This is a genomic window from Dermabacter sp. Marseille-Q3180 (genome assembly GCF_940792985.1).
Taxonomy (GTDB): domain Bacteria; phylum Actinomycetota; class Actinomycetes; order Actinomycetales; family Dermabacteraceae; genus Dermabacter; species Dermabacter vaginalis.
On record NZ_CALNWU010000003.1, the window covers coordinates 171,220 to 185,988 of the forward strand.

General features: G+C 62.3%; 21 protein-coding genes and 2 pseudogenes. 20 read left to right on the plus strand and 3 right to left on the minus strand.

What is annotated here, in order from left to right; translation table 11 throughout:
* Positions 1 to 8: 8 nt before the first annotated feature.
* Positions 9 to 1,198, plus strand: a pseudogene (locus NBW56_RS08625) (IS3 family transposase); the annotation flags it as partial.
* A gap of 96 nt (positions 1,199 to 1,294) precedes the next feature.
* On the opposite strand, the gene NBW56_RS08630 reads toward NBW56_RS08625, so the two are convergent.
* Complete coding sequence (locus NBW56_RS08630; protein ID WP_250258865.1) at positions 1,295 to 2,017, minus strand: YflT domain-containing protein; 723 nt, start codon at positions 2,015 to 2,017, stop codon at positions 1,295 to 1,297.
* 467 nt (positions 2,018 to 2,484) lie between these two features.
* On the opposite strand from NBW56_RS08630, the gene rpsJ reads away from it, so the two are divergent.
* The 11 genes from rpsJ to rpsQ (NBW56_RS08685) are packed head-to-tail and all read left to right on the plus strand — an operon-like array spanning position 2,485 to position 8,125.
* The gene (gene rpsJ / locus NBW56_RS08635; RefSeq protein ID WP_055089348.1) at positions 2,485 to 2,793 is read left to right on the plus strand and encodes a 30S ribosomal protein S10; all 309 of its coding nucleotides are present in this window, start codon (positions 2,485 to 2,487) and stop codon (positions 2,791 to 2,793) included.
* Positions 2,794 to 2,806: 13 nt separating this feature from the next.
* A complete protein-coding gene (gene rplC / locus NBW56_RS08640; RefSeq protein ID WP_250258866.1) occupies positions 2,807 to 3,487 on the plus strand; it encodes a 50S ribosomal protein L3 in 681 nt (226 codons plus the stop codon).
* 5 nt (positions 3,488 to 3,492) lie between these two features.
* Positions 3,493 to 4,437, plus strand: a complete 945-nt coding sequence (rplD, locus tag NBW56_RS08645; protein WP_250258867.1) for a 50S ribosomal protein L4, sunset domain variant — start codon at positions 3,493 to 3,495, stop codon at positions 4,435 to 4,437.
* Positions 4,434 to 4,736 (plus strand): 50S ribosomal protein L23, encoded by a 303-nt coding sequence (gene rplW, locus NBW56_RS08650; protein WP_065247387.1) that lies wholly within the window; start codon positions 4,434 to 4,436, stop codon positions 4,734 to 4,736. Before rplD ends, rplW begins: the two co-directional genes overlap by 4 nt.
* A 46-nt stretch (positions 4,737 to 4,782) precedes the next feature.
* Positions 4,783 to 5,619, plus strand: coding sequence for a 50S ribosomal protein L2 (gene rplB / locus NBW56_RS08655; protein WP_065247388.1), 837 nt, complete (start codon positions 4,783 to 4,785; stop codon positions 5,617 to 5,619).
* A 21-nt stretch (positions 5,620 to 5,640) separates the two neighbouring features.
* Positions 5,641 to 5,922: a 30S ribosomal protein S19 gene (gene rpsS, locus NBW56_RS08660; RefSeq protein ID WP_065247389.1), complete on the plus strand. Its 282-nt coding sequence runs from the start codon at positions 5,641 to 5,643 to the stop codon at positions 5,920 to 5,922.
* A 59-nt stretch (positions 5,923 to 5,981) separates the two neighbouring features.
* Entirely contained in the window at positions 5,982 to 6,347 is a 366-nt protein-coding gene (gene rplV, locus NBW56_RS08665; protein ID WP_250258868.1) for a 50S ribosomal protein L22, read from the plus strand.
* Positions 6,347 to 7,174 carry a 30S ribosomal protein S3 gene (gene rpsC / locus NBW56_RS08670; protein WP_065247391.1) on the plus strand — a complete coding sequence of 276 codons (828 nt, stop codon included), beginning with the start codon at positions 6,347 to 6,349 and terminating at the stop codon, positions 7,172 to 7,174. The genes rplV and rpsC overlap by 1 nt, the downstream gene beginning before the upstream one ends.
* 5 nt (positions 7,175 to 7,179) lie before the next feature.
* Positions 7,180 to 7,599 (plus strand): 50S ribosomal protein L16, encoded by a 420-nt coding sequence (rplP, locus tag NBW56_RS08675; protein WP_016664027.1) that lies wholly within the window; start codon positions 7,180 to 7,182, stop codon positions 7,597 to 7,599.
* The gene (rpmC, locus tag NBW56_RS08680) at positions 7,599 to 7,832 is read left to right on the plus strand and encodes a 50S ribosomal protein L29 (RefSeq protein ID WP_016664028.1); all 234 of its coding nucleotides are present in this window, start codon (positions 7,599 to 7,601) and stop codon (positions 7,830 to 7,832) included. The genes rplP and rpmC overlap by 1 nt, the downstream gene beginning before the upstream one ends.
* A 17-nt stretch (positions 7,833 to 7,849) precedes the next feature.
* Positions 7,850 to 8,125 (plus strand): 30S ribosomal protein S17, encoded by a 276-nt coding sequence (rpsQ, locus tag NBW56_RS08685; protein WP_016664029.1) that lies wholly within the window; start codon positions 7,850 to 7,852, stop codon positions 8,123 to 8,125.
* Between the two features lie 389 nt (positions 8,126 to 8,514).
* On the opposite strand, the gene NBW56_RS08690 is transcribed toward rpsQ (NBW56_RS08685), so the two are convergent.
* Together NBW56_RS08690 and NBW56_RS08695 are read right to left on the minus strand one after the other, a co-directional pair.
* Positions 8,515 to 8,661: a hypothetical protein gene (locus NBW56_RS08690; RefSeq protein WP_168161978.1), complete on the minus strand. Its 147-nt coding sequence runs from the start codon at positions 8,659 to 8,661 to the stop codon at positions 8,515 to 8,517.
* Complete coding sequence (locus NBW56_RS08695) at positions 8,658 to 9,059, minus strand: hypothetical protein (RefSeq protein WP_150333562.1); 402 nt, start codon at positions 9,057 to 9,059, stop codon at positions 8,658 to 8,660. The genes NBW56_RS08690 and NBW56_RS08695 overlap by 4 nt, the downstream gene beginning before the upstream one ends.
* Positions 9,060 to 9,546: 487 nt before the next feature.
* Between NBW56_RS08695 and rpsQ (NBW56_RS10150) the strand changes: the two are divergent.
* The 8 genes and pseudogenes from rpsQ (NBW56_RS10150) to rplE form a co-directional block, all read left to right on the plus strand.
* Positions 9,547 to 9,720: pseudogene (rpsQ, locus tag NBW56_RS10150) on the plus strand (30S ribosomal protein S17); the annotation flags it as partial.
* Between the two features lie 264 nt (positions 9,721 to 9,984).
* Entirely contained in the window at positions 9,985 to 10,695 is a 711-nt protein-coding gene (locus NBW56_RS08710) for a hypothetical protein (protein ID WP_250258869.1), read from the plus strand.
* Positions 10,692 to 11,255, plus strand: coding sequence for an OmpA/MotB family protein (locus NBW56_RS08715; protein WP_250258870.1), 564 nt, complete (start codon positions 10,692 to 10,694; stop codon positions 11,253 to 11,255). The genes NBW56_RS08710 and NBW56_RS08715 overlap by 4 nt, the downstream gene beginning before the upstream one ends.
* Positions 11,245 to 12,018, plus strand: coding sequence for a response regulator transcription factor (locus NBW56_RS08720; RefSeq protein ID WP_250258871.1), 774 nt, complete (start codon positions 11,245 to 11,247; stop codon positions 12,016 to 12,018). Before NBW56_RS08715 ends, NBW56_RS08720 begins: the two co-directional genes overlap by 11 nt.
* Positions 12,015 to 12,926: a sensor histidine kinase gene (locus NBW56_RS08725; RefSeq protein WP_250258872.1), complete on the plus strand. Its 912-nt coding sequence runs from the start codon at positions 12,015 to 12,017 to the stop codon at positions 12,924 to 12,926. The genes NBW56_RS08720 and NBW56_RS08725 overlap by 4 nt, the downstream gene beginning before the upstream one ends.
* Before the next feature lie 505 nt (positions 12,927 to 13,431).
* A complete protein-coding gene (gene rplN, locus NBW56_RS08730) occupies positions 13,432 to 13,800 on the plus strand; it encodes a 50S ribosomal protein L14 (protein WP_016664037.1) in 369 nt (122 codons plus the stop codon).
* 1 nt (position 13,801) lies between these two features.
* Complete coding sequence (rplX, locus tag NBW56_RS08735) at positions 13,802 to 14,212, plus strand: 50S ribosomal protein L24 (protein WP_055089370.1); 411 nt, start codon at positions 13,802 to 13,804, stop codon at positions 14,210 to 14,212.
* Positions 14,212 to 14,769, plus strand: coding sequence for a 50S ribosomal protein L5 (gene rplE / locus NBW56_RS08740; protein WP_065247396.1), 558 nt, complete (start codon positions 14,212 to 14,214; stop codon positions 14,767 to 14,769). Before rplX ends, rplE begins: the two co-directional genes overlap by 1 nt.

Genomic DNA, 14,769 nt, shown 5'->3' on the forward strand with positions numbered 1-14,769 from the left:
ATGGCAGGCTGTGTCTTGTGGAGAAACCGACTAAGCAGCAGTATTCGTTCGAAATCAAAAAGGAAGTTGCCGAGCGCTACCTTGCTGGTGAGACAGCGATGGATCTTGCGCGCGAATTTGGTCTGTCGTCGCAGCAGCTAGTCAGAGCGTGGTCGTGGAAATGGCGTAAAGGTGGCGATGAGGCACTAAAACCGAAGCCCAAGGGCAGACCCAAAGGCGCTATCGCACCGAAGCCGCTCTCGCAGGAAGAGAAGCTACGTCGCCAGATCGCACGGTTGGAAGCGGAAAACGCCTATCTAAAAAAATTGCGGGACTTGAGGAATCAGGGACGCGCCTGAAAGTCCAGGCGATTGTCATCCTCAAGTCACAGCATCGCCTGCAAGACCTTTTAGATGCGGCAGGCATGCCGAGATCGACGTTCTTCTACCACCAGAAACGACTCAGCGAGCCGGATAAGCACGCTGCGCTCAAAGACGCGATCCGGGAAAGCTTCGAGCGTAACAAGCATCGCTACGGCTACCGACGAGTGCTACTTGACCTGCGCAACCAGGGGTGGGTGGTCAACCACAAGCTCGTCTACAAACTCATGTGCGAGATGGGGCTTCGAGCCAAAGTCCGCCAGCGCAGGCCGTATGTTTCCTATAGCAGGACGATCAGCCACATTGCCGACAACACCCTTGACCGCAAGTTCACCCCAGATAAGCCAAATACCGTCTTTGCCAGCGACGTCACCGAGTTCAGGGTCCAAGGCCGCAAGGTCTACCTGTCACCGGTGATGGATCTGTTCGACCGTTCAATTGTTGCCCACACCGTGGCTACATCGCCGTCGACAACGTTTACCGCTGATTCTTTAACTCAGACGATTAAAACGTGTGCACCTGAACCTGGGTGGATGATCCACACCGATCAAGGCTTCCAGTACCAGCATTCGTCCTGGCGCAACCTCATTCATGACAACGGTGGTGTTCAGTCGATGTCCCGTAAAGGCAACTGTTACGACAACGCGGTCATGGAGAATTTCTTCGGACACTTGAAAACCGAGATGTACCACGGAGAAATCTTCGACACCGTCGCAGAGTTCAACCAGGCGATCGACGAGTACGTCCAGTGGTACAACACTGAACGCATCCAACAACGGCTCAAGGGCCTGACCCCGATGCAATATCGAGATCAGGCCCTTGAAGCCCTAACCGCCTAGAGTTAAACCGGTCCAACTTTCGGGGGCCAGTTCAATTCGTCCGGGGCGTTTTTCTGTGAGTGGGTGGTTGATTGGCGGTGAAGGGACCGTGCGAGCTTAGTCTCGTTCGGTCGTTTCGGCAGGGTCCGACGGTAGACCGTACGTAGGGCGTTTCGCCGGCTGGCTGCCGTCACTCGGGGCGGCACCGGTGTTGTCCGCATCGGTGTTGCCGTCGGCGGGCGTCGAGCCTGGTTGGCCGTAAGTCGGGGTTCCTCCGTTTTGTGCGCTAGGTCTTTGTGCTGGTCGACCGGAGGAAGGGGCAGCCGGGCCTACGCCGCCAAAAGCCCCCTCGCCGAGGCGTACCCCGGCCTCGGAGAGAATGCGGCGGGCGTCCATGACGTTGCGGTGCTCGACGAGCAGCTCGTATTGCATCGGAACCGTGGCGGTCATTGAGGTGAAGTCGCGCTCACCGCCACTCATGGCATGGCCGATCACTGCCCACACGGTGAAGAACACCGCGCCGAGCACGATTGAACTGAGAATGGTTGAGAGCCACTGCTCGGAGAGCATGCTGAAGAGGAGGCCCACGAATAGGCCCATCCACATGCCGCTCAGTGCCCCGCCGAGAATGACGCGCGTCCACGTTTTGCGTCCGGTCACGCGCTCGATGAGACGTAGGTCGGTTCCTACGATGAGGGTGTTGTGGACGGGGAACCCGGCGTCGGCAAGGGTGTCGACTAAACGTTGGACGTCGGAGTACTCGTGGTAAGTTCCGAGCGATTGCGGAAATTCGAGGGAGAATGCTCGCGACTGGAGCGGGTTGTTTGGCTGTTGACTCATGCCTCTACTCTAGGGTGCTTCGCTGCGCACGTGTGCGGATGAGTGGGTGCCCGGCGGGCCTCGGCCGCGGGTGCCGAGCAGAGGGAGCGCGAGTGCGCCGTCGTGCGTGCGACGAACGGTCTGGGTAGGGAAGCCGTGTGCCAGACGCTTTCTGCTTGTGAGGCGTTCCACGCCTGAGCCCCTGGTGCCCATTTGAGATACGTGGCAAACTAGATGAGTTGCTTGCGCGAGCGGCCATGCCCGGTTCCGTTCCCCATCTCTGGGAATGACCACCGGATGACGCTCAGCCCAAGGATGCGAACAGTGTGGAAACTCCGCTGAGGGCGCATCGTTTGAGGGAACAGTCGCAAGGACATGGGTTTCGCGCGGCCTTTTTGCGCCTCGCAAGAGCGACACACCCGACCGCGGGTGTCGGTCTGGCCCACTCCATGTAAGAGCGGTTTTAGAGAAAGAGATAGACCTAGGCTATGGCGGGACAGAAGATCCGCATCCGGCTCAAGTCGTATGACCACGAGGTGATTGACAGCTCGGCGCGCAAAATCGTCGACACTGTCACCCGCGCTGGTGCAACGGTCGTGGGCCCGGTGCCGCTGCCGACTGAGAAGAACGTTTTCGTTGTGATCAAGTCGCCGCACAAGTACAAGGATTCCCGTGAGCAGTTCGAGATGCGCACCCACAAGCGCCTCATCGACATCGTCGATCCCACGCCCAAGGCTGTGGATTCGCTGATGCGCCTCGACCTGCCTGCGGACGTCAACATCGAGATCAAGCTCTGAGGTATCGGAACACATGAGTAACGAACTGACAGGGCAGCGCGATCGCGTCATCAATGGCGTGCTCGGCACCAAGCTTGGCATGACCCAGGTGTGGGATGAGGACGGCAAGATCGTCCCCGTGACCGTGGTTCAGGCCGGCCCGTGTGTTGTCACGCAGGTCCGCTCACAGGACGTTGATGGCTACGACGCTGTCCAGATCGCGTACGGCGCGATTGATCCCCGTAAGGTGACGAAGCCCCTCAAGGGTCACTTCGAGAAGGCCGGCGTGACGCCGCGCCGTCACCTCGTTGAGCTCCGCACGGTTGATGCCGCGGAGTACGAGCTCGGCCAGGAGATCGACGCGTCGGTCTTCGAGGCCGGCCAGAAGGTCGACGTCGTCGGCACGACCAAGGGCAAGGGCAACGCGGGCGTCATGAAGCGCCACGGCTTCGCCGGTGTGAGCTCCTCGCACGGTCAGCACCGCAACCACCGCAAGCCTGGCTCGATCGGTGGCGCCTCGACCCCCGCACGCGTGTTCAAGGGCATGCGCATGGCGGGCCGCATGGGCGGTAACCGCAACAGCGTCCAGAACCTCACCGTTCAGGCGGTGGACGCCGAGAAGAACCTCGTGCTCATCAAGGGTGCCGTTCCCGGCCCCAAGGGTGGCATCGTGCTGGTTCGCTCGGCCGTCAAGGGTCCGAAGAAGGGAGCCTGATTTTCATGGCTAACAACCTGACGGTCGACGTTCTCGACCCCGCAGGCAAGAAGACTGGCACCGCCGAGCTTCCCGCTCACATCTTCGATGTCCAGACCAACGTGGCGCTTATCCACCAGGTCGTGACGGCTCAGCTCAACGCAGCTCGCCAGGGCACGCACAAGGCCAAAACCCGCGGCGAGGTCCGCGGTGGTGGCCGTAAGCCGTGGAAGCAGAAGGGTACCGGTCGCGCTCGCCAGGGCTCGATCCGCGCACCCCAGTGGACCGGCGGTGGCGTTGTGCACGGCCCGGTCCCGCGCGACTACACGCAGCGTGTGCCGAAGAAGATGAAGGCTGCTGCCCTCCGCGGCGCCCTCTCGGATCGCGCCCGCTTCGGTCGCGTCCACGTTTTCACCGCGCTTCTCGAGGGCGACAAGCCCTCGACGAAGCTCGTGGCGAAGACCATCGCTACCGTATCGGACAGCTCGAACTTCCTCCTGGTTGTTCGCCGTGACGATGAGGTCGGCGCGCTCAGCTCGCGCAACCTCTCGAACGCTCACGTGCTGTTCGCCGATCAGCTCAACACCTACGACGTGATGGCTTCTGACCATGTCGTCTTCACCGAAGGTGCGCTCGAGGACTTCGTGGCTGGTGCAACGCTCGCCGCTGTGAAGGCTCCTTCGCAGTCCACCACCGAGGCTGCCCCCGTGGCCGCCAAGGCTGAGGCGAAGACCGCGCCCGAGGCTGTTGAAGCTCCCTACGGCGAAGGCAGCGCCCTTCCGCTCGACGGTGGCAAGGCCCCCGAAGGTTTCACCATCAAGGGCAACAGCAACTCCATGAAGTACCACACCGAAGAATCGCCGTGGTACGGCCGCACCAAGGCTGAGGTCTGGTTCGCGACGCCGGAGGCAGCGGAAGCTGCCGGCTTTGTGAACGCCGTTCGCCCGGCCGATGAGGAGGAAGCCAAGTGACCTCGATCCACAAGAACCCGCGCGACATCCTTTTCGCGCCGGTCCTCACCGAGAAGTCCTACGGCCAGATGGACGAAGGCAAGTACGTCTTCGTCGTCGATCGCCGCGCTAACAAGACCGAAATCAAGCTCGCCGTCGAGGAAATCTTCGACGTCAAGGTTGCTTCGGTGAACACCATCAACCGTCAGGGCAAGACGCGTCGCACGCGTTTCGGCATTGGCAAGCGCAACGACACCAAGCGCGCCATTGTCACCCTCAAGGACGGATCCATCGACATCTTCGGAGGCGCGACCGCCTGAGCGGTCGTGACCCGAAGACAAACGAGAGAGTCTGAGGAAACCCACGATGGGAATTCGTAAGAACAAGCCGACCTCGCCGAGCCGTCGCGGTTCGAGCGTCGCCGACTTCGTCGAGATCACTCGTAGTGAGCCGGAGAAGTCGCTGGTCCGCCCCCTGTCCAAGACGGGTGGCCGTAACAACAAGGGTCGCGTGACCTCGCGTCACCGCGGTGGTGGCCACAAGCGTGCCTACCGTGTGATTGACTTCCGTCGCCACGACAAGGACGGCGTCAACGCTAAGGTCGCCCACATCGAGTACGACCCGAACCGTACCGCTCGTATCGCGCTGCTCCACTACATGGACGGCGAGAAGCGCTACATCCTCGCCCCGGCGAAGCTTCGCCAGGGTGACGTGCTCGAAAGCGGCCCGAGCGCCGACATCAAGCCCGGCAACAACCTTCCGCTGCGCAACATCCCCGTGGGTACCGTTGTGCACGCTATCGAGCTCCGCCCCGGTGGTGGCGCGAAGATCGCCCGTTCGGCGGGTGCCTCCGTGCAGCTCGTCGCTAAGGAAGGCAAGTTCGCCCAGCTTCGTATGCCGTCCGGCGAAATCCGCAACGTCGATGCGCGCTGCCGCGCGACCATCGGCGAAGTGGGCAACGCCGAACAAGCCAACATCAACTGGGGCAAGGCCGGCCGCATGCGCTGGAAGGGCAAGCGCCCGCACGTCCGTGGTGTTGTGATGAACCCCGTGGACCACCCGCATGGTGGTGGTGAGGGCCGCACGTCGGGCGGTCGTCATCCCGTTTCGCCTTGGGGCCAGCCGGAAGGCCGCACCCGCAAGCCGAACAAGGAAAGCGACAAGCTCATCGTGCGCCGCCGCCGTACCGGCAAAAAGCGCTGATAGGACGAGGGATAAACAGATATGCCACGCAGTATTGCTAAGGGCCCCTTCGTTGACGATCACCTTCAGAAGAAGGTCGACGCTCAGAACGAAGCCGGTACCAAGAACGTCATCAAGACCTGGTCGCGCCGTTCGGTCATCACGCCGGACTTCCTCGGCCACACTTTCGCAGTGCACGATGGCCGCAAGCACGTCTCGGTGTTCGTCACCGAGTCGATGGTGGGCCACAAGCTCGGCGAGTTCGCTCCCACGCGCACTTTCCGCAGCCATGACAAGGACGACATGAAGGGACGTCGTCGCTAATCGCCGCTCCGGCGTAGTGATGATGGCCCTCGCTATTCACTAAAGAAAGCAGGACAGCAATGGAAGCCAAGGCGCAGGTGCGGTTCATCCGTATTTCGCCCATGAAGGCCCGGCGCGTCGTTGACCTTATTCGTGGTAAGAGCACGGGTGAAGCCCTGGAGATCCTGCGGTTCGCACCGCAGGCCGCCAGCGAGCCCGTCTCGAAGCTCGTAAAGTCCGCGATCGCCAACGCCCGCGTGAAGGCAAATCAGGCAGGGGAGCGTTTCGATGAGCAGGATCTCGTCGTGTCCGCTGCGTTCGTCGACGAAGGCCCGACCATGAAGCGGTTCCAGCCGCGTGCTCAGGGTCGCGCATTCCAGATCAAGAAGCGCACCAGCCACATCACCGTGGCTGTTGCCCCGTCGAAGAAGAAGGAGACCCGCTAGTGGGCCAGAAGGTCAATCCCAACGGGTTCCGCCTCGGTATTACGACCGACCACACGAGCCGCTGGTTCGCCGACTCCACGAAGGAAGGTCAGCGCTACCGCGACTACGTGAAGGAAGACGTCGCCATCCGCAACCTCCTCTCCGAGGGGCTTGAGCGTGCTGGCGTGTCGAAGGTCGAGATCGAGCGCACCCGTGATCGCGTTCGCGTTGATCTGCACACCGCTCGCCCCGGCATCGTGATCGGTCGCCGTGGCGCGGAGGCCGAGCGTCTCCGCGGTCAGCTCGAGAAGCTGACGGGCAAGCAGATTCAGCTCAACATCCTCGAGGTCAAGAACCCCGAGGCAGACGCGCAGCTCGTTGCTCAGGGCATCGCCGAGCAGCTCGCGAGCCGCGTGTCCTTCCGCCGTGCGATGCGCAAGGGCATTCAGTCCGCGCAGCGTGCAGGCGCGAAGGGTATCCGTGTCGCCGTTTCGGGCCGCCTCGGTGGCGCCGAAATGAGCCGCAGCGAGTTCTACCGTGAAGGCCGCGTGCCTCTGCACACGCTTCGCGCGAACATCGACTACGGCTTCTACGAGGCCCGCACCGCATTCGGCCGCATCGGCGTGAAGGTGTGGATCTACAAGGGCGACATCACGTCCAAGGAACTCGCTGCACAGCAGGCCGCCCAGGCTCCGCGCCAGGGCCGTGGTCCGCGCGCTGAGCGCCCCCGTGGCCGCCGCAACGAGCGCAACGCCGCCCGCCGTGAGAAGGCGGAAGCTTCGGCTCAGGCTCAGGCCGCTACCGAGGCTCCCGCTGCCGCTCCGGCCGATAAGGGAACGGAGGCCTGAGTCCAATGCTGATTCCGCGTAGGACCAAGCACCGCAAGCAGCATCGCCCCACCCGTACCGGTATGGCCAAGGGTGGCTTCGATCTCGCGTTCGGCGACTACGGCATCCAGGCTCTCGAGCCCGCCTACGTCACCAACCGCCAGATTGAGGCTGCACGTATCGCCATGACGCGCTACATGAAGCGTGGCGGCAAGGTGTACATCAACATCTACCCCGATCGCCCCCTCACGAAGAAGCCTGCCGAGGTCCGCATGGGTTCCGGTAAGGGTTCGGTGGAGTTCTGGGTAGCGAACGTCAAGCCCGGCCGCGTCATGTTCGAGGTTGCCGGCGTCGATGAGCCGACTGCACGCGAGGCACTGCGCCTTGCCATGCACAAGCTCCCCATGAAGTGCCGAATCCTCAGCCGAGAGGGTGGTGACATCTGATGGCAGCCACGAAGCTTACCGCTGACGAGCTCAACAAGCTCGATGACGCGAAGCTCACCGAAGAACTCGCGAAGGCCAAGGACGAGCTGTTCAAGCTCCGTTTCCAGGGCGCGACCGGTCAGCTCGAGTCGAGCGCTCGCTTGCGTTCGGTCAAGAAGGACATCGCACGGATCTACACGATCCTGCGCGAGCGCGAGCTGGGGATCCGCCAGGCCCCCGGTTCGGCCGAGTGAACGAGCGAGGTTAGGTAATGAACGAAAATCAGGTCGCTGAAGAGCGTCCGTACCGCAAGACTCAGCGCGGCTACGTCGTCTCCGACAAGATGGATAAGACCATCGTCGTCGAGGTCGAGGAGCGCGTGAAGCACTCGCTGTACGGCAAGGTTATGAAGAAGCACAAGAAGTTCAAGGCCCACGATGAGGAGAACACCGCCGGTGTCGGCGATCTTGTTCGCATCATGGAAACCCGCCCGCTGAGCGCTTCCAAGCGCTGGCGTCTGGTGGAGATTCTCGAGAAGGCTAAGTAAGCCGTTCTCAGGTTCGCCTGAACATAGAGAGGCCGGGGTGGATTCGCAATGCGGACCCACCCCGGCCTCTCTTTTGTGCCTTCGTGGTGCGGGTTGCGAGTGATTCCCACGTGCGAGGTTCGTGACGCGCCAGCTGCCGTCGGCCTGCTTTGCCAACGTGAGGGACCCGGTGAGTTCGGGCGTGAAGCCCATATGTGCCGCGTCGCCGTACTCGTACTGGGCCCGGGCAATCCTGCCGCGAACATCGATACCCGCAACGCGTCCGTCTTCGGGCATTCGGGGGCGGGGTGGTGCAATGAGCGGCTTCTGGAGTTCGCTGCGGCTGTGCGGGAAGCGGGGCCGACGGTTGCCTTCAACCCGGGGCACGAATCTTGCCGGACGCTCATGGCTCATGCATGAGCGGATTCCTTGATTGTGTCTTCTTCGCTGTCCGGGGTGAGCAGCAGCCACAATGCGAGGGTTCCGGCACAAAGCCCAGCGATAACGAGGGCGGTGCACGCGGTGAGGATAATGGCGGCCTTGGGCTTCGCTGTCACGGCATCTTCCAGCTGTTGTTGCTGCTCTTGCTTCCAGTGATCTTCCATTCGCCATCCTGGAGCTCGAGGTCGAAGACGTGGTCTGTCTCGGGGACGCTCACGGCTGGGTCGTGCAGTGTGGTGGTGACCTCCACCTGGGCCTTGGTGTTTTCGGTGCTGATGTGTGTGATGTCGTAGTCGAATCCGCCGCGACGGTCGATTTCCGCTGCGGCTTCCTTGAAACGCTCGCAATCGACGCTGTCAGCCGCTTGATCCTCGAGAGCGCCCGTGAATGCCGAACAATCCTGGGACTCAATGGCAGCGAACATGTCGTCCACAGTGTTCTTGGGACCATGGATGAGGGCCGCTCCACCGCCGATGACGAGAACGAGGGCGGCGATACCGGCGAGGCTGAGCAAGCTTAGGCAACCGCAAATGCCACAAAAAACGCCCCTACTGGAACCTTGGGGGCGGGCGTATGGGGGGGGGTGCAGGGGAGTAGTGGGGGTAGGTCATTGTGCACCTTTCGCATGACCTGCGTTACAGTTGCAAACATACCCGCCTGAGATTGCACGTGCAAACATGTGTTGCGGAGGCTTGGGGATTGGGAGGTAGGGCGCAGCTTGGGCTTGGGCTTGGGCTTGGGCTTGGGCTTCGGTTGGGGTCACGGGCGAGAAGCTCGCCCGTGTGACGCGCGAACAACAACGAGGATTGGCAAAGCAATGTGGGGCCGGCCAAAGGCGGCCGGCCCCACATTCGGTGGAAAAGGGTTAATTCTCAAACATGTTTCCGCAGTCGGAGATGACCCACTTTCCATCTTCCTTGACGAGGGTGAACGTCGAGGTCTTTGTGTCCGTCTCTCCGGTCTTCTTGTTCTTGGCGGTTCGCTTCGTGGGAACCGTGGCCTTGTCGCCGAGGGAGTTCGACGGCAACGGCAACTGCACCTTCGGCCTCACGGAACAGGCCATTTTCCATGAGATCGATCAGGACAAGATCGACCGCGTTCGCATCATGGAGACCAGGCCGCTGAGCGCCTCGAAGCGCTGGCGTCTCGTCGAAATCATCGAGAAGGCTAAGTAAATCTGTCGGGCTCAGCCCGAAAGATCTCCGAGAAGGGGTCGTCCGCTTATCAGCGGGCGGCCCCTTCCGCTATTGAGCGGGTGTTCGCGCCCGCGTGGCGTTACGATGACCGATGGCCATGCGCGTGACGACAGTTGTCGCAAATCTGCGACACGGCATGGCAGAGTAGGTACCGCGTCGCAACGCCGCCGCGATATCCGGGCAATAGCGTGGAGGTAACGAGGAGGCGAGAAGCGGCTCCCGTGACTTTGAGGAGTGAATCCCATGACGACGACCACGATGACGAAGCGCCGCCTCGCGGCAGGCCTTGCAGCCGCGTCTCTTCTTGTTGCCGGTGCGAGCGGATGCTCTTTCGGCGTGCTCGGTAGCAGCGATGAGAAGCCCACGGAGCAGACGAGCGCGGCAGCCCCTGCAGACAACAGCAACAGCGGCGATCAGGGAAGCGGGTCCGACGGCGCGAATCCCGCGCAGGGCGCGAGCGATGCCGGCGGCGCTTCGCCGGCAGGTTCCGATCAGGGCGGCGCAAACGGCCAGCAGGTGGCGGGGGACCCCAACGGGGCGAACTACCCCGCGCCGATCTTCACGACGGAGGCTCCTGTCGTCGTCAAGGGCGATCCGAACGCGACTGTCACGGCTTCGCTTCACGGGCTGAAGCGAGAGGGGGAGACCGTCACCGCCCTCTACTCGTTCAAGCTCAATACGACTGTGAAGGAGGCGCAGGGTTTCTTTTACCTCAACGGTAATGAAAGGTGGACGCCATTCGTTATCGACACGAAGAACCTTCGAAAGCACACGCCACTTGCGACGGAGAATACCCAAGAGCGTGCAATGACTGAACTCCACGATGTGGACATCATGCCCGGTCAGACCGCGTATGCTTTTGCGACCTTTGCCGCTCCGCCGGCGGACGTCAAGACCATGGACGTGATGCTGTGGTCGACGGGTGAGGTCGCGAAGGGGGTCGAAATCAAGTGAAAAAGCGTCACCTTGTAAGCCTCACGGCCGCGGCTTTCGTCTTCGCTGCGGGCCCCGCGGCCCTCGCGGACAATGGGGACGAAACGCCTGCCCCCGAGCCGCCGAGCACGATCGGTACGTACGAGCCCAATATTTTTCCCCTCGAGCAGAATATCTACCAGCTCGAGCAAAACATCGAAGACCTCAATACCGATACACAAGAGGGCAACACGAAGGTTGTCACCTTGAACTCGGACATCCTCTTCGATTACGGCTCGAACAAACTATCTGACCCGGCGAAGAAACGCATCGGGGAGCTTGTCAAAGACGTTCCCCAGGGTGCAACCGTGAAGGTCGATGGGCACACTGACAACATCCCGTACCATCGAGGAAACGACGTGCTCTCCAAGGAGCGCGCCCAGGCGGTGGCCGACGCGATCTCCGCGGCCCGCCCTGACCTCAAGCTCGAGGTCGCAGGCCACGGCGACACGAAGCCCGTGGAGCCGAACAAGAACGGCGATGAGGACAACCCGGAAGGACGCGCCAAGAACAGGCGCGTGGAGATCCGCTATGACGGGTAGCCACACTCCTTCATTCGCGTCGGGATCGGCCGGTTCATCGGAGCCGGCCGATCCGGCGCGTCAGCGCATCCTGCTCGTCGATGACGATGAGACGATTCGCGAACATCTCGGGGGAGTGCTCTCACGCAGTGGGCTTGACGTGCGCATGGCAGCGAACGGTGCCGAGGCGCTCGAGAGGCTCGATGAGGAGGAACCCGATCTCGTCATCCTCGACGTCATGATGCCGGTCATGGACGGTCGAGAAGCGCTTCGCCGGATCCGGGAACGCCATGAGTGGCTTCCCGTCATCCTTCTTACCCAGGTGGGGGAGAGCTTCGAGCGCGCCTCCGCGCTCGACGAAGGGGCCGACGACTACCTCAACAAGCCGTTCGACCCGCACGAACTCCTCGCGCGGATCAGGGCAGTTCTGCGTCGAAGCTCTCGCGGCTCGGCCCCGCTCAGCACGTCCTCGACACTCACCTCTGGTGAGCTGCGCATCGATCGCACGGCCCGGCGGATCTTCGTGGGTGGCAAAGAAGACCAGCTCACGCCACGGGCGTTCGCGCTCCTCGAGTACCTCATGGCGCACCCCGGCGAAGTGTTCACGCGTGAGCGGCTCCTGCAGACCGTGTGGGGGTTCGATGCGATCGTGACCACGCGAGCAGTTGACCACCGGATCGCCGAGATCCGCCGCGTGATTGGTTCCGCCGACGGTTCCCCCACGTACATCGAGACAGTCCCGAGCCTCGGCTATCGCTTCGCCCAGAAGGTCGAACGTTCATGAAGAAACACCCACTTGCCTACGCCTCGGCTTTCGCCGCGCTTCCCCTCGCGATCGGCGTGGTGGCCTCCCTCGTATGGAGCATCCTCGGCGAATCGAGGCACATCTACTTCTCGATGTCGCTCGCCTGGCTCCCGCTCACAATCGGCGCGGTTCTCACCCTCGCCGCGCTTCCCGCCCTCGGCGCGTGGTGGTACACGCGCCACGCCGTGAACAAGGCGCGGCGCGAAACAGCGGCCGAGCAGACGGCAAGCCGGCGTCGGCTCATCGCCCGACTCGACCACGAAATAAAGAACCCGATCCAGGGCATTCGAGCGGCGCTTGCCGACGAACCGTCCGAACGCCAGCGCTCGAGCATCGACGCCCAATCACGCCGCCTCACCTCCCTTCTGAGCGACCTGCGGAAAATTGGGGAGGTCGAGCACACGCAGCTCGAGATTACGCAGATCGATCCTTCGCGCCTCGTCCACGACGCCATCGAGACCGCGCGCGAGGTGCCCGGTGCGAGCGAACGCTCGATCCGCGTCTCGCTTCCCACGGCTCCGCGCCCTCTGCCGCCGATCAACGGCGACGAAGACCTCCTCTTCCTGTGCCTCGTGAACGTTTTGAGCAATGCCGTGAAGTATTCGCGGCCGGGCGATGCGATCGAAGTGCGGGGGCGCCAGCTCGAAAGCGGCATTGTGCTCGAGGTTGCGGATACCGGGCTCGGGATTTCCCCGGACGACCTTCCGCTCGTATGGGAAGAGCTCGGTCGCGCGAGCGAGGTTCGCGGTATCGAGGGCTCGGGGCTCGGTCTGCCCATGGTCAAAGCGATCGTCGAACGTCACGGAGGCGCTGCGACCCTTACGTCGTGGCATGGCGAAGGAACATCCGTGAGCCTTACGCTCCCGTTTGCGGGGCCCGCGCGGTAAAACACCTGGAAGGTGCGAGTCGGGAAAGGGCGCGGGCGCTCGTCCATGCGAGTCTGGGCGAAGGGCACGTGTGAAAAGAAGGTCCGACGCTTGCCGGCCACCGTCGGACCCACGGCTGCGCGCCGTACCCCACCGACCCACCAGGCGTTGCCACACCCAGCGAGACCAAGCACACATGCAAAGGCGTCCCCGCCCCCTTACGAAGAGAGCGTGTGTGCCGTAAACTAGACGGGTTGCTGTGTGAACGCACCCGAAAACCGAGAGGTTCACGGGATGCGCCACTAAGCACAGGACCCGGTCCTCGGGCCCCTAGTGGGACCCATCCCAGCCGGAGACCTTGCATCGCCTTTCGGCAGTGCCTGAGTCCGGCTCGGGGTTTTTTGATGCCCGGGAACTGGAAGCCGCCGCGCCCACCCGTGAGCGTGGTGGAAAACAAGTCCGATATCCGTTCCGCAAGGCTCGAGGCGTAAGCCGAGAGAACCGGCGAGACGCAAGGAGAACGTTAGTGATTCAGCAGGAGTCGCGACTCAAGGTCGCCGACAACACCGGTGCAAAGGAAATCCTCTGCATCCGTGTTCTCGGTGGCTCCGGTCGCCGTTACGCCGGCATTGGTGACACCATCGTTGCGACCGTCAAGGACGCAATCCCTGGCGGAAACGTCAAAAAGGGCGATGTTGTGAAGGCCGTCGTGGTTCGCACCACGAAGGAACGCCGCCGTGCCGATGGTTCATACATCCGATTCGATGAGAACGCAGCTGTCATCCTCAAGAATGATGGCGAGCCGCGTGGCACGCGTATCTTCGGCCCCGTGGGCCGTGAGCTGCGTGACCGCCGGTTCATGAAGATCATCTCGCTGGCACCGGAGGTGCTGTGACATGAGCATGAAGATTAAGAAGGGTGACCTCGTTCAGGTCATCACCGGTCGCACGAGCGACGCAGACAAGATCGCCAAGCGCAACGAAACCCGCGCCGAAAAGGGCAAGGGCGAACTGACCGCTGGTGACAAGGGCAAGCAGGGCCGCGTGCTCCAGGTGTTCCCCGACACCCAGCGCGTGCTCGTCGAGGGCGTCAACCGCATCACCCGCCACAACAAGCCCGGCTACAACGGCCAGGCCGGTGGCATTGAGCAGGTTGAAGCCCCGATCCACATCTCGAACGTCGCCCTCGTGGCTGATGACGGCAAGCCCACCCGCGTGGGCTTCCGTGAAGAGAAGGTCGAGCTCGAGGACGGTCGCACGAAGACCATTCGTGTGCGTTACTCGAAGCGCACCGGGAAGGACATCTGATGACTGAGACGACCACCCCGCGCCTTAAGACCAAGTACCACGAAGAAATCAAGGATTCGCTCCAGAGCGAGTTCAACTATGCCAACCCGATGCTCATCCCCGGTCTCACGAAGATCGTCGTGAACATGGGTGTCGGCGACGCCGCACGCGATTCGAAGGTCATCGACGGTGCCATCGCGGATCTGACCGCGATCACCGGCCAGAAGCCGCAGGTGACGCGTGCCCGCAAGTCGATCGCGCAATTCAAGCTTCGTGAAGGTCAGGCCATCGGCTGCTACACGACTCTTCGCGGCGCTCGCATGTGGGAGTTCCTCGACCGCCTGCTCTCGACCGCTCTTCCGCGTATCCGCGACTTCCGCGGTCTTTCGCCGAAGCAGTTCGACGGCAACGGCAACTACACCTTCGGTCTCACCGAACAGGTCATGTTCCATGAGATCGATCCTGACAAGATCGACCGTGTTCGCGGCATGGACATCACCGTGGTGACCACCGCCAAGACCGACGACGAGGGACGTGCGCTGCTTCGTGCGCTCGGCTTCCCGTTCAAGGAGAACTGA

Excerpts from the sequence above, each read along its gene's own strand:
- NBW56_RS08630 (WP_250258865.1), bottom strand. The coding sequence starts at position 2,017 with ATGAGTCAACAGCCAAACAACCCGCTCCAGTCGCGAGCATTCTCCCTC.
- rpsJ (WP_055089348.1), top strand. The coding sequence starts at position 2,485 with ATGGCGGGACAGAAGATCCGCATCCGGCTCAAGTCGTATGACCACGAG.
- rplC (WP_250258866.1), top strand. The coding sequence starts at position 2,807 with ATGAGTAACGAACTGACAGGGCAGCGCGATCGCGTCATCAATGGCGTG.
- rplD (WP_250258867.1), top strand. The coding sequence starts at position 3,493 with ATGGCTAACAACCTGACGGTCGACGTTCTCGACCCCGCAGGCAAGAAG.
- rplB (WP_065247388.1), top strand. The coding sequence starts at position 4,783 with ATGGGAATTCGTAAGAACAAGCCGACCTCGCCGAGCCGTCGCGGTTCG.
- rpsS (WP_065247389.1), top strand. The coding sequence starts at position 5,641 with ATGCCACGCAGTATTGCTAAGGGCCCCTTCGTTGACGATCACCTTCAG.
- rplV (WP_250258868.1), top strand. The coding sequence starts at position 5,982 with ATGGAAGCCAAGGCGCAGGTGCGGTTCATCCGTATTTCGCCCATGAAG.
- rplP (WP_016664027.1), top strand. The coding sequence starts at position 7,180 with ATGCTGATTCCGCGTAGGACCAAGCACCGCAAGCAGCATCGCCCCACC.
- rpmC (WP_016664028.1), top strand. The coding sequence starts at position 7,599 with ATGGCAGCCACGAAGCTTACCGCTGACGAGCTCAACAAGCTCGATGAC.
- rpsQ (WP_016664029.1), top strand. The coding sequence starts at position 7,850 with ATGAACGAAAATCAGGTCGCTGAAGAGCGTCCGTACCGCAAGACTCAG.
- NBW56_RS08710 (WP_250258869.1), top strand. The coding sequence starts at position 9,985 with ATGACGACGACCACGATGACGAAGCGCCGCCTCGCGGCAGGCCTTGCA.
- NBW56_RS08720 (WP_250258871.1), top strand. The coding sequence starts at position 11,245 with ATGACGGGTAGCCACACTCCTTCATTCGCGTCGGGATCGGCCGGTTCA.
- NBW56_RS08725 (WP_250258872.1), top strand. The coding sequence starts at position 12,015 with ATGAAGAAACACCCACTTGCCTACGCCTCGGCTTTCGCCGCGCTTCCC.
- rplX (WP_055089370.1), top strand. The coding sequence starts at position 13,802 with ATGAGCATGAAGATTAAGAAGGGTGACCTCGTTCAGGTCATCACCGGT.
- rplE (WP_065247396.1), top strand. The coding sequence starts at position 14,212 with ATGACTGAGACGACCACCCCGCGCCTTAAGACCAAGTACCACGAAGAA.